A 22,026-nucleotide genomic window follows, 5' to 3' on the forward strand; every position below is an offset into this window, starting at 1 on the left:
TGTCTCTCGGGTCTGGAGGCCCGATCTTCCGCCCGGCGCGGCCTCGGGTGCAAGCACCTGGCTGCTAGCTGAGCTGGGTTCGGGCTTGGGCTCTCAGGCGGTGGAAGCCGCAGGCGGTGGCGATGGTGGCGGCTTCGGTCGCGGCTTGTGTCGCGGCGGGCTTGTTGCCGGTGTGGTGGTGGGCGGCGGCCAGGCTGAGGAGGGCCTCGGCTTCGATGTACTGGTAGGTGCCGCGGGCGACGGCCAGACAGTCCTCGGACCACTTGAGGGCGGCCTGGTGGTCGTCGAGGGTGAGGTGCGCCTGAGCCACGGCTGCGGCCGTTTGCGCCTGGGCCTTGCGGTCGCGGACGACGTTCGCCAACAGATGCGCTTGCAGTGCGGTGCGCAACGCGGCCACGCCGTCTCCGCGTTCCGCGTGCAATCGCGCCAACTCGTCCAGCGTCGACACCTCACCGCGGACATGTGACCGGCGCCGATAGTCGTTCAGTACGTCGTCCAGCAGGCGGGCCGCACGATCCACCGCACCGAGTTGGCGGAGCGCGCTCGCCAGATTGCCGCGGTTCGCGAGCGCGGACGTCTCCCGCCCGTTCTCGTTGATCTTCAGCGCGGCGCCGAACAGATCCGCCGCATCCTGCAGCTCGCCCTGGTACAGGCGGGTCATCCCCAGCCCGTTCAGCGCGACTGCGTGCACGTGACCGTCGCGGTCGTCCTCGGTGAGTTCCAGCGCGCGTCCCATCCAGAAGTCGGCATCGCCGAGCCGCCCGCGTTCCAGCTGGAGCCATCCGACCTGGTGAGCCGAGTAGGCCGCAGCCGTCGTCCAGCCGGCGGTGACTGCGAGGGACTGCCCGGCGAGGCAGTCGGCCATCGAGTCGTCGTCGCGGCCGACAGCCCACAACGCCTGGCCGCGGTTGAACAGCATCGCGACCTGTGCCATGTCGTCTCCGGCCGCAAGCGCGGCGGCCATCCCGGCCTGTGCCGCCGGCAACCACCCGTCGGCGTTCCGGCGGATCAGGAAGTAGCCGCGGAGCTGATCCGCGATCCGCCAGGACACCGCGGGATCGCCGTACTCCGGCGCATCCTGAACGACGGCCAGCAAGGCCCGCAGCTCGTCGTCGAGCCAGTCGAGGGCTTCCGCTTCCGAGCTGAAGAACGCAGCGGGGTCGGGATGGGTACCGAGTCGCACGAGTTGCGGGTACGCCCAGTCGATCGCGGCGGTGACCGCGTCGGCGTACCAGGTCTGCAGGCGGGCCCGCGCCGTCTCGCGTTCGGGATCCTCGGTGAGTAGCCGACGGGCGTAGAGGGCGAGTAGGTCGTGGAAGCGGTAGCGATCCTTGGCCTGCTGCATCAGCATGTTGGACTCGAGGAGCGCTTCCAGGAGCCTGTCCGCCTCGGCCGCCGGGATGCCGAGCAGGATCCCCGTGGTCTGCGGGCTGAAGTCGTCGCCGGGATGCAGGCTGCAAAGCCGGAATGCACGTTGGGCGTCGGAACTCAGGTCCGCGTAGCTGAGCTGAAAGCTGTTGAGCACACTGGATTCGCCGGCGCTGAGTTCGGTGAGCAACCGGCTGCCGTCGTGCAGACGCCTGGCGAGATCGGCAGCTGTCCACTCCTGCCGCGTCGCGAGCCTCGACCCCGCGATGCGCAACGCCAGTGGAAGGCGAGCGCACGCCTCGGCGAGCGCGTCGACGCCGTCGGAGTCGGTGTCGAGGCGATGAGCGGTCGAGCTGATGAGCCGGCCCGCGTCGCGGCGGGGGAGCGGCTCGAGATTGATGACGCCCGCAGTGGTCAGGTCGGGTAGACGTCGCCGGCTCGTCACGATCACGTCGCTGCGTCCGGCTCCGGGCAGCAGCGGTCGAACCTGCGCCGCGTCCTGGGCGTTGTCGAGCAGCACCAGCAGTCGCCGGTCGGCGAGCTCGCTGCGGAACAGCGCGGCCGCCTCGGCCTCGTCGGTGCCGATCCGCCGACCGGGTACGCCGAGCGCGCGCAGGAACCGCCCGAGCACCTGGAGCGGTGCGGGAGTCGTCACGTCACTGCCGCGCAGGTCGGCGTACAGCTGCCCGTCCGGGTACTCCGTTTGCAGGCGATGCGCGGCCGTCAGCGCCAATGCGGTCTTGCCGACTCCGGCGATGCCGTTGACGTGGACGACGCGGGACGAGATCGCGCCGGGGCGGCTGAGCGTCGTACAGATGGTTGCGAGCTCGTCCGCGCGGCCGACGAAGTCCGGTGGCGCCGACGGAGCCTGCTGCACGGGTGGCGCCCCACTTTGTTGCCTGAGCACCTCGAGATGTACCGCGCGCAGTCGCTCGCCCGGGTCAATGCCGAGCTGCTCCGCGAGCGCGGACCGGATCTGCTCGTACGCCGCCAACGCGTCGGCCTGCCGGCCACTCGCCGCCAGCGATTGAATCAGTTCCGAATGCAAAGGCTCGTCCAGCGGGTGTCGCGTGGTGAGGCTGCGCAGTCGCTCCAGCGCACGCTCCGGTTCGCGCAGGTCACGTGCGAGCGCCGCGAAGGCCCGTACGGCGGCCGTGTACTCGTTCGAGAGCGCGACGTACAGCGGGTTCGTGGCGATCGCATCCACATCGGTGTCGCCGCGCCACAACGCAACCGCATCCGCGAGCTTCGCCAACGCCGCCACCGGTTCGAGGCGTCCGGCCTGTGTCGTGAGCTCGCGGAATGTCAACAGATCGAGCTCGTCGTCGCGGATCTCGAGCTGGTAGCCGGCGCCGACGCTGACGACCGTCGGACCGTCCGCCTCCAGGAGACGACGCAGTCTCGCGATCCTGGTGTGCAGCAGATTGACCGCATTTCCAGGGACGCCGCGTGGCCAGAGGAGTTCGATGAGCTCGTCTTGACCCACCGTCGTCCGCGCGCTCAGCGCGAGCCGACCCAACAGCGCCCGTTGTGGATCGGATCTGAAGGGCACTGAGGTATCGCCTCGGCGGACCTCGAGCGGACCCAGCAGACCGATGTGCAGCCGCCCGGTGGTCGCCGAGGGCGTGGCGACAGCCTGCTGCTCGCCTGCCGAGGTCAGCAGCTCGCCGGCGTCGCGCTCGGTCAAGGCAAGCGCGCCTGCGATGGCGTCGACGGAGTCGGGCTTCGGTCTCTTGGTCCGGCCCTGTTCCAGGTCGCGGATCGCGGCCGCGCTGAGCCCGGCTCGGTCGGCGAGGTCCCGTTGTGTCAGTCCGGCGCGTTGGCGATGTGCCCGCAGCAGTTCACCGAACCGGGCGGCAGCCGGTTTCCGAGCAGGCCTGGCATCAGGTCGGTCTTCGCGCGGCCGTCCGGACACGATGAGTATCTTACGGCGTGCAGGGTGCTAGGTGCCCTCGGCAACCGCCTGGTGGAATCCAGACGGCCGATGGCTCCATGTCGCGTCGAGGTACGTCGACTACGGCGGGGTAGGGCTGAGGTCGTCGGACGGGGGTTTCGCGCCGCAGGAGGCGCGGACGACGAGGCGGGGTCTGAGGTGGATCTGGTGGATGGGCAGCGCGTCGCCGAGTTCGAGGCGCTGGAGGAGGACCTGGACGGCGAGTTGCCCGAGTTGGTAGCGCGGGGGAGAGACCGCGGTCATCGGTACTTCGGCGACGTCGACGAACTCGTTGTCGTAGGCAATGATGGCGAGGTCGTCGGGGACCGCCAGCCCGGCCCGCCGGGCCGCGCCGAGCACCAAGGACGCCTCGCGGTCGCCGAAACAGAGCGCTGCCGTGATCTGCTCCGCGGTGAGGACCTTGATCGCATCGTCCGCGCGCCGGGAGTTCCACTCGCCCACCGGGATCAGCTGCGGGCCGTGGTGGGTGAGGCCGAAGTCCGCGATCGCGCGTTCGAAACCGGCCAGGATCGGCGGCGCGGTCGGCGCGTCGGCCCTGATCGCGAGGCCGATCTCGCGGTGGCCGAGGTGGTACAGGTGCCGGACGGCGTCGTACGCGCCGCCCTCGTGGTCCGTGCAGACGTGCTCCATCGAGTCGCCCGGGCCGAGCGCGGCCAGTCGACGCTCCACGAAGACCACGGGGACCGGGAGCTCGAGCAGTTGCGATACCCGCGCCCGTGGGTCGGACAGGGCGTGCAGTGACGGGACCAGGAGCAGCCCGTCCACGCCCGCGTCCAGCAGCCCGCTGATCGCCGTGTCCTCCGCCTCCGGGTCGTAGTGCGAGCAGGCGAGCACAAGACGCGCGTTCGCCTGGAACAGCGCCTTCTCGATGCCCTGCAACACCCGCGGGTAGTACAACGCGGTGTCCGGGACGAGTACGCCGATCACGCGCTGCCGCGGCTGTACGCGATGGTTCGTCGGCGCGACGAACGTGCCCGCGCCCTGACGTCGTACGACGAGACCGTCGGCGGCGAGTTCCTGGTACGCGTGCCGGATCGTGGTCAGCGACATCCCGGTCTCGGCCGCCAGCGCGTCCTCGGTCGGGAGCTTGGTGTCCGGCGGGTAGGTGTTGTCGAGGATCCGGTGCCGCAGCTCGCGGGCGAGCCGCCGGAACTTCAGCTCCCGCGAGGTCTGGGGCACTGGGTCTCGCTGCACGACGCGCTCCTCGGATCCGGACGGTGCACCGATCATCACATGGGATCACCAGAGGATTGAAGGAGGAATCCCGGAGCCCGATCCGATGCCTTCGCGGTATCCGGCGGACCGGTCTGCGAATCAGTCTTGATTCCTCCTCTTCGGTGGCCGCACCGTCACTCCAAGTCGATGCCCGACCGGAGAGGACCAAGTGTCATGAACACACCCATTGCCCGCCGGCTGACCGTGACCTGCACGGCAGCGGCGCTCGCGGCGAGCGCCCTCGCGGGCTGCGGATCGAGTTCGGGGAGCGACGCCGGCGCCGGCGAGGAACTGACCTACTGGTCGATGTGGAAGGACGGCGAGCCGCAGCAGGCCGCGCTCGCGAAGTCGATCGCCGAGTTCACGCAGCAGACCGGCGTCAAGGTCAACGTGCAGTGGCAGGGCCGCGACGTCCTGACCAAGTTGCAGCCGACGCTGATGACGAGCCCGGCCGCGGACCTCATCGACAACCCGTACAACAACGTCAAGTCCAAGATCCCGGCCGGTGGCGCGGAGGACCTGACGAAGACCCTCGGGACGTCGGTCCCCGGCGAGAGCACCACCATCGGGCAGGTGATCCCGCAGGACCTGCAGAAGCTGGCGGAGGTCGACGGCAAGCACCCGATGTTGCCGTACGTGATCACCTGCAACAGCGTCTGGTTCAACGGCGCCCGGTTCCCCCAGCTCGCCGCCAAGCCACCGGCGACGTGGCAGGCGTTCCAGCAACTGCTCGACAAGCAGAAGGCGAGTGGTGCCGCTCCGCTGGCGCTCGACGCGGACATCCCGGGGTACAACGCGTCCTGGTACATCAGTCTCGTGGTCGCGAAGCTCGGCGTGGGCTCGTTCCACCAGGCCGCCGCGGACAAGACGGGCGGGACCTGGGAGAAGCCGGAGTACGCCGCGGCCGCCGCTCAGGTCGAGCACCTGGCCAAGGGTGGGTACTTCGCCGACGGCTACAACGCGAGCAAGTTCCCCGCGATGCAGCAGAAGTGGGCCACGAACAAGGCCGACTTCCTTCTGATGGGCTCCTGGCTGCCGAGCGAGGCGAAGACCTACGCCGCCGACGGTTTCCAGTACCGGACCTTCAACTTTCCCGGTGACGGCGCGGCGGACAACCCGGTCGCCTGCCAGCCGTCGGGCTGGGTCGTGCCCGCCAAGGCCAAGCACAAGGCGGCCTCCGAGAAGCTGATCGCGTTCCTGTACGGCAAGAAGCAGGTCCAGGCCTACGAGGACGGTACGGCGTCCCTGATGGCGAGGCAGGACGTCAAGGTCGCGCCGGCCGCGGCCGATATCGCCGCCCTGGTGAAGAAGAACGGCACCTACCTGAACGGCGACGGGGTGACCGCCGACTTCTCGGACTGGTGGACGAAGGTGTTCCTCCCGCTCGACGATCAGCTGGTGACGGGCAAGGTCTCGGCGACCGAGTTCGTCGGTCGGCTGAAGTCGCAGAGCGCCGACTTCTGGAAGCGCGGCCAGTGACGGCAATCGCCGGCACGGGTACGGCGGTGGCGTCCCGTGCCGTCCCGCGTCGCACCGGGAGCGCGTTGCAGCGGCAGCGGCGGCGACTGTATGTGCCGTTCGTCGCGCCGGCGCTCGTTCTCTACGCGGTCTTCCTGCTGATCCCGGTCGGCGCCACGGCCTGGATCAGCCTGCACCAGTGGCCCGGCTACGGTCCGATGGAATGGTCGGGCCTGAAGAACTACCGGTACATGTTCGACGATCCGGTGTTCCGGCAAGCGTTCAAGAACACGCTGTTGCTGCTGGTCGCCGGCGGCGCCGCGACGTTCGCGATCAGCTTCGGTCTGACGATGCTGCTCCGCGACCTCGCCGGGCGGTCGACGGTGCGCTCGGTGATCTTCTTCCCGAACATCGTTCCGGCGTTGGTGTTGTCGATCCTGTGGGGTTTCCTGTTCCAGGCGGACGGTCTGGTGAACAGGCTGCTCCGGGCGATCGGTGTCCAGCACCCACCGGGCTGGCTCTCGCAGGACCATCAGTACTCGATGATCCTGCTCGGGCTGGTGTGGGTCAGCACCGGGTTCTACACGACGGTGATCATGGCCGCGGTCGACCGGATTCCGCCGTACCTGTACGAGGACTGTCTGCTGGCCGGTGCGAACTCCTGGCAGCGGTTCCGGCACGTGACGCTGCCGCTGTCGTGGGACGTGATCGGCGTGTGTTCGGTGTTGTGGACGATCAACTCGATCAAGACCTTCGAGTTCATCCTCGCGATGGCGGGCTCGGCGAGTGGCCTGCCGAGTACGCGGACGTGGACCGTGTCGCTGTACGCGTACGCGGCCGCGTTCGCGTCGGACGGCGTACCGAGTTACGGGCTCGCGGCCGCCGACGCGATCTTCACGCTCGGCCTGGTGGCCGTGCTCGTCGTCCTGATCCGGCGCGTGATGCGCCGCGACGCCATCCAGTTCTGAAGGAACGACCATGAGCTCACTGACCATCTTGCGCCGACCGGCGCGGCCCTCCCGCGCCGGGGTGATCCAGCGTTTCGTCGGCGCTCCGCTCGCTTGGGCGCTGGTGCTCTTCGACCTGGCTGTCCTGGTCTGGATCCTGCTCAACTCGGTGAAGTCCACCCGGGAGATGCTCGACGCCCCGTGGTCGCTGCCGAAGACGCTGCACTGGGAGAACTTCCAGCGCGCCTGGTCGACCGGAAACTTCGGACCCGCGGCCTTCAACTCCGTGCTGCTGGTCGCCGGCACCGCGGCGGCGACGATCGTATTGGCGGCACCCGCCGGGTACGCCCTCAGCCGCCTCGGCGCCCGGAGCGCCGGTGCGACCACGTCCCTGTTCGCGATCGGTCTCGGCATCCCGGCGCAGGCGATCTTCCTTCCGCTGTACGCCGTGATGAGTCACCTCGGCCTGGTCAACAGCCTCTGGGGTCTCTGGCTGCTGTACACCGCGACGTCGATGCCGTTCGCGGTCTTCTTCCTCACCGGGTTCTTCCGGTCGTTGCCGTTCGAGCTCGAGGAGGCGGCCGCGCTGGACGGCGCCAGTCCGCTGTACACGTTCGTCCGGATCATGTTGCCGGTCTGCCGCAGCGGCATCGTCACGCTGCTCCTGCTGAACGTGATCGCGCACTGGGGCGAGACGTTCTTCGCGCTGGTGTTCATTCACGACCAGCAGCTGCAGACGTTGCCGCTGGCCATGCTCGGCTTCCTCCAGCAGATGCAGTACAACGGCGCCGACTGGGGCGGCATGTTCGCCGGCATCGCGATCGTCGTCCTGCCGCTGGTCGGGCTCTACCTGTGGCTCGGCCGCCGAATCATCGAGGGTATGACGCTCGGCTCGGACAAGTAGCAGAAAGGCTTTCCTGTGCCTGTACGACTGCCTGTACGACGGTCTGCCCGCCCGACCGCGCTGATCTCGATGACACCCGAGGTCCGGGCGCTCGCTCTGCCATCCGATCTCCTCGAGCGTCTGCGCCGATCCGTGGACGTCCTCGACCTGGTGGTCCGCGACTTCGGCGATCCCGGAGTCCGCAAGGAACTCGCTCGAACCGACATCCTCCTCACCGGATGGGGCTGCCCGCGGATCGACTCCACCGTCCTCGCGGACGCGCCGCGTCTCGGCGCGGTGATCCACGCGGCCGGAAGCGTGAAGGGGCACGTCGCCCTCGACGTCTGGGAGCGTGGCATCGCCGTGTCGTCGGCGGCGGGAGCGAACGCCGTACCGGTGGCTGAGTTCACCGTCGCTGCGATTCGCCTGGCTGCCAAGAAGGCCTTCCACCTGGCGGCTCGTTATCGGGTCAGCGGTCACGAGGATCACACGCTCGATCCAGGCATGGGCCAGGTCGGCCGGACGATCGGTATCGTCGGGGCCTCGCGGATCGGTCGCCTTGTGATCGGTCTGCTGGCCGGGTCGGGGTACCGGATCCTGGTCAGCGACCCGTTCCTGCAACCGGCGGAAGCGGCTCAGCGCGGCGCCGAACTGGTGGACCTCGAGACCTTGCTCCGGTGCAGCGACATCGTGTCGTTGCACGCACCGGCGCTGCCGGAAACCCATCACCTCCTCGACGAACGACGGCTGTCGATGTTGCGCGACGGAACCGTCGTCATCAACACGGCACGCGGCGCACTGATCGACACCGACGCGCTCGTGCGCGAGTGCGCTCGCGGCCGCGTGGACGCCGTACTCGATGTCACGGATCCCGAGCCGTTGCCGTCCGGGCACCCGCTGCTCAGCCTGCCGAACGTCCAGGTCACGCCGCATGTGGCCGGGGCGATGGGCAGCGAGATCAGGCTGCTCGGCGAGTACGCCGTCGCCGAGGTCGAACGCTACGTCCGGGCCGAGCCGCTGGCCGGCCGCATCACCGCGGGGGAACTTCAGCACATCGCGTGAACAAAGGAGTGCCATGACCAGCAACCTCACGATCTCCCGCCGATCCGCCCTCGCGGGGCTCGGCCTCCTGGGCGTCGCGGCCGCCGTCGGCCAGGCGCTGCCCGCAGCCGCCGCCGATCAGCCTGACTACGCGCTCCTCCGCGAGCGATGGATCGACCTGATCACCGGCCGCCGCGGTATCGACCCCGACGACCCCGACTTCACCAAGCGGCTGGCGTCGATGGACAACGCGGTCGCCGCCAACCGGGCGAAGCTGGCGAGTCCCGTCGGCACCCGGTCCAGCGTGTTCACCACCGTCCCGTTCGGCACGAGCCCGAACCTGACCACGACGTACCGGCAGCTGGAGCAGATGGCCACCGCGTACGTGACGCCGGGATCGACCTGGTACGGCGACGGCGGGCTGCTCACCGACATCGTCGACGGTCTCGAGGACGCGAACCGGATCTTCTACAACGACGGTATGACGGAGTTCGGCAACTGGTGGGACTGGGAGATCGGGGCTTCCAAGTCGCTGGCCAACAGCATGGTCCTGCTGAACGCAGCGCTCACCGCCGACCAGTTGACCCGCTACGCAGCGGCCATCGACCACTTCGTACCGGACCCGTGGTCGTCCCGGTCCGGTCAGACGAACCAGGTCGTCTCCACCGGCGCCAACCGCGTGGACCAGTGCCAGGCGGTGATCGTACGGGCGATCGCGCTGCCGGACGAGACCAGGCTGACCCACGCCCGCGACGGCCTCTCGGTGACCTGGGAGTACGTCACCTCAGGAGACGGGTTCTACCGGGACGGCTCGTTCATCCAGCACGGCACGATCGCGTACACCGGCACGTACGGCGGGGTTCTGCTGCGCGGCCTCAGCCTGCTGTTCGCGCTGCTGGCCGGGAGCAGCGCGGACATCGACTCGACTCGGGACGTGCTCTACGCGACGGTCGACGAGTCGTTCGCTCCAGTGATCTACGACTGCCAGATGATGGACTCGGTCCGCGGGCGAGCCGTCTCGCGGTACCAGGAACGCAGCCACGACGACGCGTACATCATCATCGAGTCGATGCTGACGCTGGCCAAGGGCGTGGACGCGAGTACGGCGGCACGATGGCGGGCGCTGTGCGCCGGCTGGATCGCCCGCGACACGTACGGGAACATCCGCAGCGGCGCCAGTCTGCCGCGGTTGGCGTTGCTCAAGGACCTAGCCGCAGTCACACCGGCCGCGGAGCCTGTCGGGCACAAACTGTTCGCCGGCATGGATCGTGCCGTGCATCGCCGTGACGGATGGGCGTTGGCGATCAGCATGGCGAGCGAACGCATCACCTGGTACGAGTGCGGCAACGGTGAGAACAACCGGGGGTACTTCACCGGTAACGGGATGACCTACCTGTACAACGCCGACAACGGGCACTTCGACGACAACTTCTGGCCCACCGTCGACCGCTACCGCCTGCCCGGTACGACGGTCGACACGACACCGCTTCCGGACAAGGTCGAGGGGGAGTGGGGAGCAGGTCTGCCGGCCGCCGCGTGGGTCGGGGGCGCCGTACTGGGTGAAGATGCCGCGATCGGGCAGCATCTCCTCGGCCCGGGCGGCACGGGTCTCACCGCGCTCAAGTCCTGGTTCTGCTTCGGTGACCTGATCGTTGCCCTCGGCGCTGATATCCGCAGTACGAGCGGCAACCGGGTGGAGACGGTCGTCGAGAACCGGAACTCGCCGGACGGCGCCCTGCTCGTGGACGGCCGCGATGTTGGATCGTCGGCGACGACACCAGCGCGCTGGGCGCACTTGGAGGGCGTCGGCGGGTACGTCTTCCCGGGCGGTGCCGTGGTGGACCTGAAACGCGAGGATCGGACCGGCGCCTGGCGGGACGTGAACGGCGGCGGTACGACGGACACGATCACCCGCCGGTACGTCACGCTCTGGCTGGACCACGGGGTCGCCGCTGGGCAGTACGCGTATGTGCTGGCTCCTGGTGCCGATGCGGCGCAGACGGCTCGTCTCGCCGAGTCCTCGCCGGTCGAGATCCTCAGCAACACGAGTGTCGTCCAGGCGGCGCGCCTGCAGGAGCGTGGGCTCGTCGGGGCCAACTTCTGGGCCGCCGGGTCGACCGCGTTCCGGATGGCCGACGGCCAGAAGGTGTCCGTCACGGTTGACCAACCCTGCGCGGTGCTGCTGCGGTGGTCGAACCAGCACTTGGAGGTGTCGGTTTCCGATCCGACGCAGCACACCGACGTGGTGCGGGTGACCGTCGGTCAGGCAGGTTGGTCGGTGGTCAGTAAGGATCCGACGGTGCAGGTCGACGCGCCGCGGAAGGATTGCCTGCGGCTGACGGTGACGACCGAGGGTGCGCACGGGGCGAGCCACCGGGCGATCTTCGGCTGATGAATGGACAGAGCGCCGACCGGCATAGTGGGCATGGTGCTGGTCGGCGCCTCTTCTTGTGGGGGTCAGACCCACGGATCGTTGCAGCGCGCCAGTTCTTCGCGTAGAGCGGCCGTGAGCGACGCCACCTCGTCGGGTCGCTGCGCGGCGACGTCTTCGCGCTGGTACGGGTCCTGCACGAGGTCGAACAGCTGGACCCGTTCGGTCCCATCTGCCGCCCGCTGCACGACGAGCGTACGGTCGTGGGTTCGCAGGCCCCGGGTGTCCTCGGACGTGTCCTCGAAGCCGCCGGCGGGACGAAGATAGACGGCACGGTCGGGTCGGTCGACCGCCTTGCCGCGGAGGGCGTCGGCGAGGTTCCGGCCTTGCATCTCGTCCGGGACCGCGGCGCCGAGGAGTCCGAGCAGCGTGGGCGCGACATCGGGCGCGCTGAGCAGCAGGTCGTCGCTTCGTGCCGGGATCCGGCCGGGCCAGCGCAGCAGAAACGGGACGAGCAGCGACTCGTCGTACCAGACGTTCTTGTACATCAGGCCGTGGCTGCCGAGTTGCATGCCGTGGTCGGAGGTGAAGACGACGATCGTTTCGTCCGCGAGGCCCTCGTCGTCGAGTGCGGACAGCAGGCGGCCGATCTGTTCGTCGACGCCGGTCATCGCCGCGAAGTACTGCGCCGCGATGGTTGCCGCGGCACCCGATTCGTCCTGGACGTTCGGGCGGACGAGGAGCTCCTCGGGCGCGAGGTGCCGGTACTTGTCGAGATACCGCGAGGGCACGGTGTCGAACGGCTGGTGTGGCGGGTTGTAGGACATCGTCAGCGCGAATGGCACATCCTGGTCCCGGGAGCGCCGTCCGGCGCTGCGCAGGAAGTCGAGCGCGACGTCGGTCTCGTGCTCCGGCGACCAGGCGTCGATCGTGGTGGGTGCCTCGCGCGGGGCATCACCTACCCAGTAGTGCGGCCGCAGGTGGTCGTCGCAGCAGCCGTGCGAGTACCAGAAGTCGAACCCGTGCCGGCGGCCGGACGGTGTGTACGCGTCCCACACACACCCCTCGCGGACACCTTCACCATGGATCGCGTCCTCTGCGGTGGGCGGGTCGAGGTGCCACTTGCCGACGTACCCGAGGTAGTAGCCCTCGGCGTGCAGCATGTCGGACCAGCAGTTGGCGTCCGGCCGCAGACCCACTCCGAGCGGCGCGGTGAGGGAGTTGATGTTCAGCGGTACGCCGTTGCGGAACGGGTACTGTCCGGACATTAGCATCGCCCGGTACGGGCTGCAGACCGGATAGTTGCTGACGGCATTCGTCAGCATCACCGAATCGGCCGCGAGATGGTCCAGCGACGGCGTGCTCACCGGATCCTGTCCGAGACAGCCGAAGGCACTGCTCCGCCACTGATCGGCCAGAATGAACAGCAGGTTCGGTCGTCGGGAGCTCGACACGGCAGGACCTTTCTCTGACACGGACACGAGCCCCCACAGTCATCCCTCGCAAAAGGAGGAATCAAGACGAAATCCTGAGCTGGTCGAGTCCGCCGGGAAGGTCCCGGAGTTTCTCGGTGATCGTCGCGTCGATGGTTGCGGGATCGCCCATCCAGCGGGCGGCGGGCGTCTCGTCGAGGGAGACCTGGATCAGGTCGGCGAGGACCTGGAGGTGGTTCCGGCTCACGCTGAGGAAGAGGTCGGGTCCGGCCCAGGCGAGCTCGCCACCCGCGGCGCTGTACGCGGCCAGGATCGTGCGGACCCGCTCGGGCTCCCCGCGTCCGAAGACGTACGCCGCCCGCCCGGCCTCGAGCGCAGCGCTGTCGGTCCGGACGCTGTCCCAGTCGACCAGGACGGGGCCGTTCGCGGACATCACGATGTTGTGGATTTTGAAGTCACCATGCGTTGTCACGATGTCGGGCGCGCTGCCGGAGAGGTCCTCGATGCGCGCGCAGACTCCCTCGATGTGCGGCAGGGTGGCGGCGTACAGATCCACCCACGGTTTCTTGCCGGCCTTCGTGCGCCAGCTCTCCCAGGTCGCGAGGTCGGCTTGCCGCCACCATGGGGGCAAGCCGATCGGGCCGAGCGGCTGGAGTTGATGGATCTCGTGCATCGTCTGGCCGAGCCAGGTTGGGATGTCCCAGTCGGACGTGCTGTGCTCGATCCACCGGTAGGCGCGAAACAGGCGGCCGTCGATGCGGGTCACCCAGCCCAGCAGCGGATCGGCCGGCACGATCGGGGCGGGCGTGGTTACGCCTGCTTCGAGGGCCAACCGTTCGAAGTCCATCGCGGCCGCGCGCGGCTGGTCGGCACCTGGGAGGTATCCCTTCACGAAGTAGCTGCCGCTCGTCGTGTCGAGTCGCCACACGTCGGCGTCGCCGCGCCGGACGTGCACGAGCCCACCGCGCGGCTCACCCAGCGCGAACGCAGCGGCGATATCGCCCGGATCCGGCGTGTCCATGGGTGCCTCCGTCGTTGTCCGGTATCTGAGAGCTCTTGTCCGCACACGGTAGCCGGGTGCCGCCGGAGCGTGCTGGTTGCTGCGGGCAACTGTTTCCGGCGGGTGTCCGAGCGCCGATCTGGGGTACCGGAAAAGCGTACGGATGAAAGGGTGCGGTGGTCATGCGGTTCATGACGTGGAACGTCTGGGGACGGTTCGGGGACAGCTGGTTGCGGCGGCAGCGGGCGATCGTGAAGACTGTCCGGGCGCAACGGCCCGAGTTCGTCGCGCTGCAGGAGACCTGGCAGTCCGGCGGGCAGAGCCAGACCAGTTTGCTCGGTTTCGAATTGGGTATGGAGTCCGCGTTCGCGCTGTCCCGGATGCCGGCGGACTCGAATCCCGACGTACATCTCGGCCTGGGAATCCTCAGCCGTTTTCCACTGCGGCAAGTGCAGGAGCACACGCTGTCGACCGACACGGTCGCGCTCCGGGCCGAGATCGGTCTCGGTACTCGCAGCCTGCACTTCATCACCAGTTGTCTGGACTGGGAAGAGGACCATGAGTGCGAGCGGTTCGCGCAGGCGAGTTCGCTGGCTGCGCTGGTATCCGAGATCCGCGCCGGCGGCGATGACGTGGTGGTCGCCGGCGACCTGAATGCGCCCCCGGGGTGTCCCGAGCTGGAGCCGTTGTCCGCCGTACTCGACGATTGCTGGCGACCGACGGCGTACGACGGTGTGACGTACAGCTCCCGCAATCCGCATCTCGGCCATGGCGAGTGGCTCGAGGACCATCGCATCGACTACATCTTCACCGGCGGCCTGACCGCGACGTCGTCCCGCCTCGCCGGCTTTGACGAGGACCACGGCCGGCCTCCGTCAGATCACTACGCGGTCGTCACCGACGTACCACTCGTCTGACGCCCCCGGAACCGACGCGAGCGACGCCAGGTGAAGGCGCTGGCTGTCGCCGCGCCGGCGGTCAGCGTGGCGACCAGGCCGCGATGGCGCGATGCCCAGAGCTGGTAGGTGCTGGAGGTGGCGCGGTCGTCGAAAGCGCCGTGGGCTCCGTAGTCACGGTCGTCGTCGGCGGGCTTCCACAGGTTCGCGATGCCATCGGCAGGCTCGTCGGTTTGCTGGGACTTGTATCCGGTGCGCGCCAGGTAGCGGTCCAGCAGGCCGGCTGCGAACTTGTTCGCGATCAGCGTACCCACGGTCGGCGCTCCGACCCAGTACTCACGCCGGCGCGGGTGGTCGGCGGCGTACACGACAGCGTCCGCGGCGACCTCGGGCTGGTAGATCGGTGGGACCGGCTGCGGATGCCGCGGGAGCCGGGAGAGCACCCAGGAGAACTGCGGTGTGTTGACGGCCGGCATTTCGACCATCGTCACGCGGACGCGGGACTTGTCGTGCAGCAGTTCACAACGCAAGGAGTCGTGGAAGCCCTGGATCGCGTGTTTCGCTCCGCAGTACGCCGATTGCAGCGGAATACCGCGGTACGCAAGTGCGGAACCGACCTGGACGATCGTGCCGTGATCGCGGGCCTTCATCCGGAGCAGCGCCGCGCGGGTGCCGTACACGTAGCCGAGGTACGTGACCTCGGTGGTGCGCTGGAACTCGCTCGGATCGATCTCGAGGAACGGTGCGAACACCGAACTGAACGCGACGTTCACCCAGACGTCGATCGGCCCCAGTTCCTGCTCGATCTTCGCCGCGGCGGCCTCCACCTCGTCGTAATGCGCGACGTCCACCTCGAGCGGCAGCGCCGTACCGCCTGCCGCTTCGATCTCCTGTACGGCCGCCGCGAGCCCGGTCTCGCCACGGGCCAGCAGCGCGACCTTCGCCCCGCGGCGAGCGAACGCGACAGCGCTGGCCCGCCCGATCCCGCCACTCGCCCCGGTCACGACGACGACCTGTCCCACGTCGGGAGTGTGAAGCGCGCTCATGTCTCCGTCCTCAGACAGACAGCAGTGATTGCCCGGTGCCCAGCGGCGGGTCGTCCATGCGCCCGGCCCCGGCAGCCGGACAGGCGACGGAAATCTCCGCGAATCAAGGCTCTGCGCGCATGACGCCGACCGGCCACGGGCACCGAATGAGTGGGGCACACGACCCCCACGATCGGCCAGCCGCTGGGTGAGGGGCTCTGGCGGCTGGCCCGTTCTGCTGTCACTCTTCCGGACAGACGCCGGACGCGGACTCGGCAGGCGGTGTGCTTTTCCCGAAGTCGGGTACCGAACGGTGCGTGAGCGAGAACGAGTGTGAAATCGGGGCGACGGTCGAGGACGTGTTCGCGATCCTCACCGACGGATGGTCGTACGCCGCCTGGGTCGTCGGAGCCTCCCGGATCCGCGACGTCGACCCGCCGTGGCCGGACCCCGAGGGCCGGATCCACCACTCGATCGGCGCCTGGCCCTTCCTGCTGAGCGACACGACGGTCTCGCTCGAACACGAGCCTGCGCGCAAGCTGCGGCTCCGGGTCCGGGTCTGGCCGTTCGGCGACGGTGAGGTGGAGTTCCGCGGGTACGAAACGCCTACGGGGTGCCGGCTGGTGATGACCGAGCAGATGACCAACGGCCCGATCGCGATGCTGCCGTCGGCCCTCGCCGATCTGGTGCTGCATCCGCGCAACGCCGAAACCCTCCGCCGCCTCAAACTCCTCGCCGAGAAGGCGTCCTAGCAGCCGGCACTCCGGCGGACGGGAGAGACTCCGCGCCGGGCGCCAATCCCCAGTGCCAGGCGAGACCCGGCTCTCGAGCTTGGCTGCACTCGGCCTGGCCTTTGTGCTGCCCGACGCGAAGTGTCAGTTCCCCCCGTGTCCCCGCTGCTCAACTGAGCTTTCTCCGCGGTGCCCGTGCTGCGCGGCTGTAAACGGTCAGGCCGACGACCGGCGCCAGAAGCCGATCCGTACCGCGGCGTGGTTGAAGGTTCGGGGCAGCGGGTCGGTCAGGTGGGCGCGGGTGGTCGGGTCGACGTCCAGGTCGTACCGCGTTGCCACGTGGCTGGCCGCGGTGCCGGCGGTGAGGAGTACGACGTTCTGTCCGGGACACCCCGCAGGGCCTTCGCTGAACGGGATGATCGGCCACGCGCCATCGGTGCGGCCGTCCAGCCACGCCGACGGTTCGAACCGGTTGGCGAAGTCGAGGGCGTCGTCGTCGCGATGGAACACCGAGCTGACGATCACGAACTCGGTCCCGGCCGGAGCGATGCGGTCGCGCCAATTGGTTTGTTCGCGCGCCTGGCGCAGTACGACGAGCGTTGTCGGCCAGAGCCGGAGCGATTCCTGCACCGCGGCGCCGGCCTCCGCCAACAGCGGTGAGGCCTCCGGGTGCCGGGCTTCCGCGATCAGTGGTTCGAGTGCGGACGGATGCGTTCCGAGTACTGCGAAGAGTCGCCAGAGGGCGATGCCGACGGCGTCGAAGGCGAACAGCCAGTGCGGGACCTGACCGGCCGGATCGAGTGGTTCCGGACCTCGGTCGAGCGCTGCGACGAGACTCTCGGGTTCGGCGCGGTCGACGTACCCGGCAACTGTGGTCAGGAAGCGGCTACGGAGTTCCTCGTGGTCCGCGCCGAACTGGGCCCAGTTCGCGTCGGCCCGGAGTTGGTCGAGTTGCGCGGTGAGCTCCTCGTCGTCGCGGGCGGTGTCCCCGAGGACTACCCGCCGTACGACACGGGACCAGATCGCGCGAAAGTCGTTCCACCCGAGCGTGACGTGCAGACGGTCGAGTTCCTCGCGGACCACCTCGGCGAACCGGTGACCGTAGGGATGGACGGGCGTGTGCGTCCCGAGCGCCTGCTCGTTCAGTTCGCGGCGCGGGGCGCGCAGTGACGAGTTGGTGACGAGGACCGCGTGCGGCTGGAGGTGCGTCAGCGCACCGATCTTCGTACCGGTTGCTGCAGCGAACGGTTCGGGCGTCTCCGTGAGCAGCCGATGCACGTCCGCAGGCGCGAGCACGAGCGCGAGGGTGCGGTCGCGAATCCGCAGCAGCACCGGACCATCGCCGTACGGACGCCGCATCCGCCGCACACAATCCAGCGCCCGGTCATCGACCCGAAGCCGCTCCGCGATCACGCCGACCCGCGGCCTCCGCAACACCGCGCCCTGTGCGATGACCGGAACCAGCACGTCCCGCAAGATCCGGCCGCTGTCCACCCCGGACGCCGAAGGCAGAAAAGGCTGCATGACGTTCCTGTGTCCGCCTGCAGCCGGCCGAAACCTACTCAGCGATGATGGGCGAGTACTGCGTGGTGATCGACACCGTCCGTGTCGCGGGGGCTCACATGAACGGTGACAGCGTCGAGCTTGGGGAGCTCGTGCAGGAGCCGGTGATGTACGTCGTTCGCGATCGCGTGCGCCTCGATCAGGCTCAGCTCAGGATCCGCGACGATGCTGACCTCGCCACGGACTCGATGGCCGGACCACCGCAGCCGGATCTCCTCGATCCGCTCGACTCCGGTCGTCGTGTGGATGGTGTGTTCGGCGGCGTCGACCAGCGCGGGGTCGACGGCGTCCATGAGGCGGCGGTAGATGTCGGTCGCCGCCCCCTTGAGAACGACCAGGATCGCCGCGGTGATGGCCAGGCCGACGATCGGGTCGGCGAGCGGGAACCCAGCCAGTACGCCGATCGCGCCGAGAACGACCGCGAGCGACGTGAAGCCGTCGGTGCGGGCATGCAGGCCGTCGGCGACGAGAGCGGCCGAGCCGATCTGGCGGCCGACGCGGATGCGGTAGACGGCGACGAGCTCGTTGCCGGCGAAGCCGATGATCCCGGCGACGATCAGTACACCGACATGTTCGAGCGGACGCGGGTCGAGCAGCCGGCGTACGGACTCGTATCCGGCGACGACAGCGGACAGCGCGATCATCGCGACGATGAAGACGCCGGCCAGGTCCTCGGCCCGGCCGAAACCGTAGGTGTAGCGGCGGCTGGCGGGGCGGCGCGCGAGGACGAACGCGATCCACAGCGGGACCGCGGTCAGGGCATCGGAGAAGTTGTGGATGGTGTCGGCGAGCAGCGCCACCGAGCCGGTGAACACGACCAGCAACGCCTGGACCACGGCGGTGACGCCGAGCCCGGCCAGGCTGAACTTCACCGCGCGAATCCCTGCGGCGTTCGACTCCAGCGCCGAGTCGACCGAGTCGGCGGCGTCGTGACTGTGCACGCTGAACACCGACCGGACCCAGCCGCCGAAACCGCGAGCCTCGCCGTGACCATGACCGTGGCCATGACTGTGACGGTGCCCATGACCGTGGCCGGTTGCCTTCATATGTGCATCTTATCTGCGCAACTATGCAGGTATGCAAGTAGGCAGATAGTTGTAGCCTCAGATGTATGCACTCGTCGATCGAAGACTTCGAGATGCCCAACGAGGAGCAGGTGCATCTCGCGGCAGAGTCGTTCCGTCTGCTCGCCGACCCGACCCGGATCAAGGTGCTGTGGGCGCTGCTGCAAGGGGAGTCGTCGGTGGCGTGTCTGGCTGAGCTGGCCGGCGTCGCACCGACCGCGGTCAGTCAGCATCTCGCGAAGCTACGGTTGGCCGGTCTGGTCCGGGGCCGCCGCGAAGGCACGTTCGTGTACTACTCGGCCGGCGATCATCACGTGAAGGGATTGCTCGACCAGGCCCTGTTCCACGCCGATCACCTGGACCAGGACCTGTCCCACGACCAGGCCGCCAAGTAGCCGCCGGCTCATTCGCCTACCCGCATTCTCGCCGGCCGGATGTCTCAAAATCCGCCAAACGCGGTCGCGTCGAGGTGGCGGCGACAATCGTGGACGAATGGACAGGTCAGATGAAGACCGCGCGATCGCGCAGGTTGTGGACCGGCTGGCCAGGCAGTTCCCGGGGGTGCCCGCGGATCACGTCGCCGAGGTCGTGAGTCAGTCCCGTCCCGAGTTCGACGACGTCCCGATCCGGGACTTCGTGCCGTTGTTCGTGGAGAGGGGAGCCAAGGCGCGGCTGCGCGGCTACAACGTTTGAATCAGGCCGCCGTCGATCACCACGTCGCTGCCGGTGAGGTTGCCCAGGCGGTCCGTGGCCAGCAACGTCACCAGGTCGGCGACCTCCTCGGGGCGCGTGAACCGACCGGTCGCGCCCTGCGCCTCCTGTTGCTTCACGACTTCCTCCGGGTCGAGACCGGAAGCTCGGCCGACCGTTGCCGCGACGCCGCGGTCGCCGAGCCACAGGGCGGTCTGCACCGGCCCGGGGCTGACCCAGTTGACGCGGACGCCACGCGGGCCGAACTCCTTCGACAGCGACTTGCAGAAGTTGCTCAGCGCCGCCTTCGCCGCGCTGTAGTCCAGTACGCCGGGATCCGGCAGGAACGCGTTGACCGAGCTGACCGTCACGATGGACGAGGTCGGGTTCTTGAGCAGCTGGGGGAGTACGGCGCGGGTGGTGCGCACCGCCGCGAGGAAGTTGATGTTGAGCGCCCACTCCCACTCGGCATCGTCGATCGCCAGGAAGCCGTCGAGCCGAGGCCGGACCGCACCGGCGTTGTTGACCAGGATGTCGATTCCGCCGAAGGCGTCGACCGCGGCAGCCCCAAGCTCCTGCGGTCCCTCCGGCGTCGCCAGATCAGCCCGCACGACCCGCGCGTCGTACGCCTCAGTCAGCGCGTCGAGCTCGGCGCTACCGGACCGCGCCCCGGCGACGACCTTGACCCCTTCAGCAGCCAACGCCGTAGCCACCGCAAGCCCAATCCCACGGCTGGCCCCGGTAACGACCGCAACCTTGCCCGCAAGCCCCAGATCCATGCCCGCCCCCTCCCTTTGAACCCGCCTCGGAGAACTGTACCGAGCTGCGTGCGTGTCCGATACGAAAAGTTGGGTCAGGGACCGGTGGCGATGGCTGTGATCGGGTCGTGGACGGCGCCTGGGGTCGGGGCGGTTTCGTACGCTTCGTGGAGGCCGGGGCGCCAGGCGAGCAGGCGGGTCGCGGATCCGGCATTGAGGGCGATGACCAGCCAGTTGTCGTGGCCGGCGAAGGTCAGGCCGGGTTGGGACTTGGCGGGGAGCTCGATGCCCGGTACGACGCTCATTCGGCCGGTGGCGAGTTGCAGGATCGCGATGTCGAGTGGCGGGAGTGAGCCGGTTGACGAGCGGTCGAGCAGGAAGGCGAGCGTCGTACCGTCGGGGCTCACGACACCGCAGCATGCTTGGCGCGGCAGCGGGTACGCCACGATGTCGCCGCCGGCGATCGCGATGCGGCGCAGCGTGCACGGCGTCGCGTCCTCGCAGCCGCTGGTCCAGAAGACCTGGCCCGCGCCGGCGGCCAGCGGTGCTCCGTGTTCCTCGAGTTTGGCCCGTAACCGGCCGGTGCGTCCGTCGACCAGCGCGAGCCACGTCGGCGAGATCCCGGGATCGGGCTGCAGCTGTCCGACGACCGTGTCGCCGACGATCGCGGATGGAGCGAATCCGAGCGGCAGCCGTACGCGCGTCCCTCCGGTGAGCGGAGTGATCGTCGCGTAAGGGGAGTTGATGTCGCCCGCGGCGGCGGTGATCCAGACGCGACGGCCGTCGGTCAGCGCCGACTCGTTCGGGGAGAGCGGGCGGATGACACGCACCCGGTGATCGACGCTGACCCGCACCATCGCGTAGGGCGCGGTCTCGCTGCACGACCCGGTGGTCGCGTACGCCGTGAGGGGGTCACGCGCGAGCACCGCGGCGTACTCGCCCGGATGGACAACTACGTCAGGCAAGGTCGTCACGCGACCGGTGTCGAAGTCGACGAGCCGCAGTCGATCTCCGCCGACCAGCACCTGGATGCCGCTGTGCTCCAACGGTGGCCCACTCGACACGATCGGCAACGGCGTGTCCGCCCCACATGCGCCAACCGCCGTCGCCCACGCCGTTGGTCCATCCGGACGCGTGCTGATGAGATCTGTCGGTTTGGGACTCGGCAGCACCTGATGCCGCGCCCGATCCGGCGCACCACGGAGCACGATCAGACCCAGCAGCACCGCCAGCACCAGACCCCACCAGATCCGCCGACGCCCCCGCCGCGCCCCCTTCCCCACCTCGAGAACTTCGTCCCCCCGCTCCTGCTCCACACCCCCATCAAAGCACCACCACCCCCTCCCGAACCGCGCCAATGTGCACCTCCTACACCCCCGGTAAGCCCGGCGTACTCGCGGTGGCACAACGTCCCCTACAGCCAACTGCTGTGACTTGGCACAGGAAGTGGTGTGAGGACACCTGCTATTGCTTGTCGCCGGCCACGCTCGGCGGTCTCCAGTCCCGAGAGCCGCCACATACTCTTCGCTGACCACTGGGGTCTCCGTCCCCGACGGCTGGCACCTGTTTTCTGCGGATGGTGGGGTGCATTCGGCTGGGGTTGAGTGGGTACCTAGGAGGTCTGCGCCT

General features: G+C 68.7%; 18 protein-coding genes. 9 read left to right on the top strand and 9 right to left on the bottom strand.

Features of this window, described 5'->3' with window-relative positions:
- Window positions 1-64: 64 nt before the first annotated feature.
- Both ACFYRH_RS23695 and ACFYRH_RS23700 read right to left on the bottom strand, forming a co-directional pair.
- The gene (locus tag ACFYRH_RS23695) at window positions 65-3,283 is read right to left on the bottom strand and encodes a BTAD domain-containing putative transcriptional regulator (RefSeq protein ID WP_387779102.1); all 3,219 of its coding nucleotides are present in this window, start codon (window positions 3,281-3,283) and stop codon (window positions 65-67) included.
- 99 nt (window positions 3,284-3,382) lie between these two features.
- Window positions 3,383-4,516: a GntR family transcriptional regulator gene (locus ACFYRH_RS23700; protein WP_387779105.1), complete on the bottom strand. Its 1,134-nt coding sequence runs from the start codon at window positions 4,514-4,516 to the stop codon at window positions 3,383-3,385.
- Between the two features lie 195 nt (window positions 4,517-4,711).
- Here ACFYRH_RS23700 and ACFYRH_RS23705 point away from each other — a divergent pair, with 195 nt between their 5' ends.
- The 5 genes from ACFYRH_RS23705 to ACFYRH_RS23725 are packed head-to-tail and all read left to right on the top strand — an operon-like array spanning window position 4,712 to window position 11,258.
- Window positions 4,712-6,016: an ABC transporter substrate-binding protein gene (locus tag ACFYRH_RS23705; RefSeq protein ID WP_387779108.1), complete on the top strand. Its 1,305-nt coding sequence runs from the start codon at window positions 4,712-4,714 to the stop codon at window positions 6,014-6,016.
- Window positions 6,013-6,963: a carbohydrate ABC transporter permease gene (locus ACFYRH_RS23710; protein WP_387779111.1), complete on the top strand. Its 951-nt coding sequence runs from the start codon at window positions 6,013-6,015 to the stop codon at window positions 6,961-6,963. Before ACFYRH_RS23705 ends, ACFYRH_RS23710 begins: the two co-directional genes overlap by 4 nt.
- 10 nt (window positions 6,964-6,973) lie before the next feature.
- Window positions 6,974-7,846: a carbohydrate ABC transporter permease gene (locus tag ACFYRH_RS23715; RefSeq protein ID WP_387779114.1), complete on the top strand. Its 873-nt coding sequence runs from the start codon at window positions 6,974-6,976 to the stop codon at window positions 7,844-7,846.
- Window positions 7,847-7,861: 15 nt separating this feature from the next.
- Entirely contained in the window at window positions 7,862-8,887 is a 1,026-nt protein-coding gene (locus ACFYRH_RS23720) for a hydroxyacid dehydrogenase (RefSeq protein ID WP_387779117.1), read from the top strand.
- A gap of 13 nt (window positions 8,888-8,900) precedes the next feature.
- Window positions 8,901-11,258: a polysaccharide lyase 8 family protein gene (locus ACFYRH_RS23725; RefSeq protein ID WP_387779120.1), complete on the top strand. Its 2,358-nt coding sequence runs from the start codon at window positions 8,901-8,903 to the stop codon at window positions 11,256-11,258.
- 65 nt (window positions 11,259-11,323) lie between these two features.
- Here ACFYRH_RS23725 and ACFYRH_RS23730 read toward each other — a convergent pair whose 3' ends face one another.
- Window positions 11,324-12,691 (bottom strand): sulfatase, encoded by a 1,368-nt coding sequence (locus ACFYRH_RS23730; RefSeq protein ID WP_387779123.1) that lies wholly within the window; start codon window positions 12,689-12,691, stop codon window positions 11,324-11,326.
- Between the two features lie 61 nt (window positions 12,692-12,752).
- On the bottom strand, window positions 12,753-13,691 hold the full coding sequence (locus ACFYRH_RS23735) for a phosphotransferase (protein WP_387779126.1): 939 nt from the start codon (window positions 13,689-13,691) through the stop codon (window positions 12,753-12,755).
- A gap of 161 nt (window positions 13,692-13,852) precedes the next feature.
- Between ACFYRH_RS23735 and ACFYRH_RS23740 the strand changes: the two genes are divergently transcribed.
- A complete protein-coding gene (locus tag ACFYRH_RS23740) occupies window positions 13,853-14,587 on the top strand; it encodes an endonuclease/exonuclease/phosphatase family protein (protein ID WP_387779129.1) in 735 nt (244 codons plus the stop codon).
- Here ACFYRH_RS23740 and ACFYRH_RS23745 read toward each other — a convergent pair.
- Complete coding sequence (locus ACFYRH_RS23745) at window positions 14,554-15,612, bottom strand: SDR family oxidoreductase (protein WP_387779132.1); 1,059 nt, start codon at window positions 15,610-15,612, stop codon at window positions 14,554-14,556. The two genes, ACFYRH_RS23740 and ACFYRH_RS23745, sit on opposite strands and share 34 nt — an antisense overlap.
- Before the next feature lie 296 nt (window positions 15,613-15,908).
- Between ACFYRH_RS23745 and ACFYRH_RS23750 the strand changes: the two genes are divergently transcribed.
- A complete protein-coding gene (locus tag ACFYRH_RS23750; protein ID WP_387779135.1) occupies window positions 15,909-16,343 on the top strand; it encodes an SRPBCC family protein in 435 nt (144 codons plus the stop codon).
- A gap of 195 nt (window positions 16,344-16,538) precedes the next feature.
- Here ACFYRH_RS23750 and ACFYRH_RS23755 read toward each other — a convergent pair whose 3' ends face one another.
- Complete coding sequence (locus tag ACFYRH_RS23755) at window positions 16,539-17,846, bottom strand: cytochrome P450 (RefSeq protein WP_387779138.1); 1,308 nt, start codon at window positions 17,844-17,846, stop codon at window positions 16,539-16,541.
- 38 nt (window positions 17,847-17,884) lie between these two features.
- Window positions 17,885-18,931, bottom strand: a complete 1,047-nt coding sequence (locus tag ACFYRH_RS23760) for a cation diffusion facilitator family transporter (protein WP_387779141.1) — start codon at window positions 18,929-18,931, stop codon at window positions 17,885-17,887.
- A 65-nt stretch (window positions 18,932-18,996) separates the two neighbouring features.
- Between ACFYRH_RS23760 and ACFYRH_RS23765 the strand changes: the two genes are divergently transcribed.
- Together ACFYRH_RS23765 and ACFYRH_RS23770 are read left to right on the top strand one after the other, a co-directional pair.
- Entirely contained in the window at window positions 18,997-19,344 is a 348-nt protein-coding gene (locus ACFYRH_RS23765; protein ID WP_387779144.1) for an ArsR/SmtB family transcription factor, read from the top strand.
- 97 nt (window positions 19,345-19,441) lie between these two features.
- Entirely contained in the window at window positions 19,442-19,642 is a 201-nt protein-coding gene (locus ACFYRH_RS23770; protein WP_387779147.1) for a three-helix bundle dimerization domain-containing protein, read from the top strand.
- Here ACFYRH_RS23770 and ACFYRH_RS23775 read toward each other — a convergent pair.
- Window positions 19,630-20,418 carry an oxidoreductase gene (locus tag ACFYRH_RS23775; protein ID WP_387779150.1) on the bottom strand — a complete coding sequence of 263 codons (789 nt, stop codon included), beginning with the start codon at window positions 20,416-20,418 and terminating at the stop codon, window positions 19,630-19,632. The genes ACFYRH_RS23770 and ACFYRH_RS23775 overlap by 13 nt on opposite strands.
- A gap of 74 nt (window positions 20,419-20,492) precedes the next feature.
- Window positions 20,493-21,713: a hypothetical protein gene (locus tag ACFYRH_RS23780; protein ID WP_387779153.1), complete on the bottom strand. Its 1,221-nt coding sequence runs from the start codon at window positions 21,711-21,713 to the stop codon at window positions 20,493-20,495.
- Between the last annotated feature and the right edge of the window lie 313 nt (window positions 21,714-22,026).

The sequence above is a fragment of the Kribbella sp. NPDC004875 genome (assembly GCF_042873375.1).
In the GTDB taxonomy this organism is placed as follows: domain Bacteria; phylum Actinomycetota; class Actinomycetes; order Propionibacteriales; family Kribbellaceae; genus Kribbella.

Coding starts and splice junctions, on each gene's coding strand:
- ACFYRH_RS23775 (WP_387779150.1), bottom strand. CDS start 20,418: ATGGATCTGGGGCTTGCGGGCAAGGTTGCGGTCGTTACCGGGGCCAGC.
- ACFYRH_RS23765 (WP_387779144.1), top strand. CDS start 18,997: ATGCACTCGTCGATCGAAGACTTCGAGATGCCCAACGAGGAGCAGGTG.
- ACFYRH_RS23725 (WP_387779120.1), top strand. CDS start 8,901: ATGACCAGCAACCTCACGATCTCCCGCCGATCCGCCCTCGCGGGGCTC.
- ACFYRH_RS23715 (WP_387779114.1), top strand. CDS start 6,974: ATGAGCTCACTGACCATCTTGCGCCGACCGGCGCGGCCCTCCCGCGCC.
- ACFYRH_RS23755 (WP_387779138.1), bottom strand. CDS start 17,846: ATGCAGCCTTTTCTGCCTTCGGCGTCCGGGGTGGACAGCGGCCGGATC.
- ACFYRH_RS23770 (WP_387779147.1), top strand. CDS start 19,442: ATGGACAGGTCAGATGAAGACCGCGCGATCGCGCAGGTTGTGGACCGG.
- ACFYRH_RS23735 (WP_387779126.1), bottom strand. CDS start 13,691: ATGGACACGCCGGATCCGGGCGATATCGCCGCTGCGTTCGCGCTGGGT.
- ACFYRH_RS23705 (WP_387779108.1), top strand. CDS start 4,712: ATGAACACACCCATTGCCCGCCGGCTGACCGTGACCTGCACGGCAGCG.
- ACFYRH_RS23745 (WP_387779132.1), bottom strand. CDS start 15,612: ATGAGCGCGCTTCACACTCCCGACGTGGGACAGGTCGTCGTCGTGACC.
- ACFYRH_RS23760 (WP_387779141.1), bottom strand. CDS start 18,931: ATGAAGGCAACCGGCCACGGTCATGGGCACCGTCACAGTCATGGCCAC.
- ACFYRH_RS23740 (WP_387779129.1), top strand. CDS start 13,853: ATGCGGTTCATGACGTGGAACGTCTGGGGACGGTTCGGGGACAGCTGG.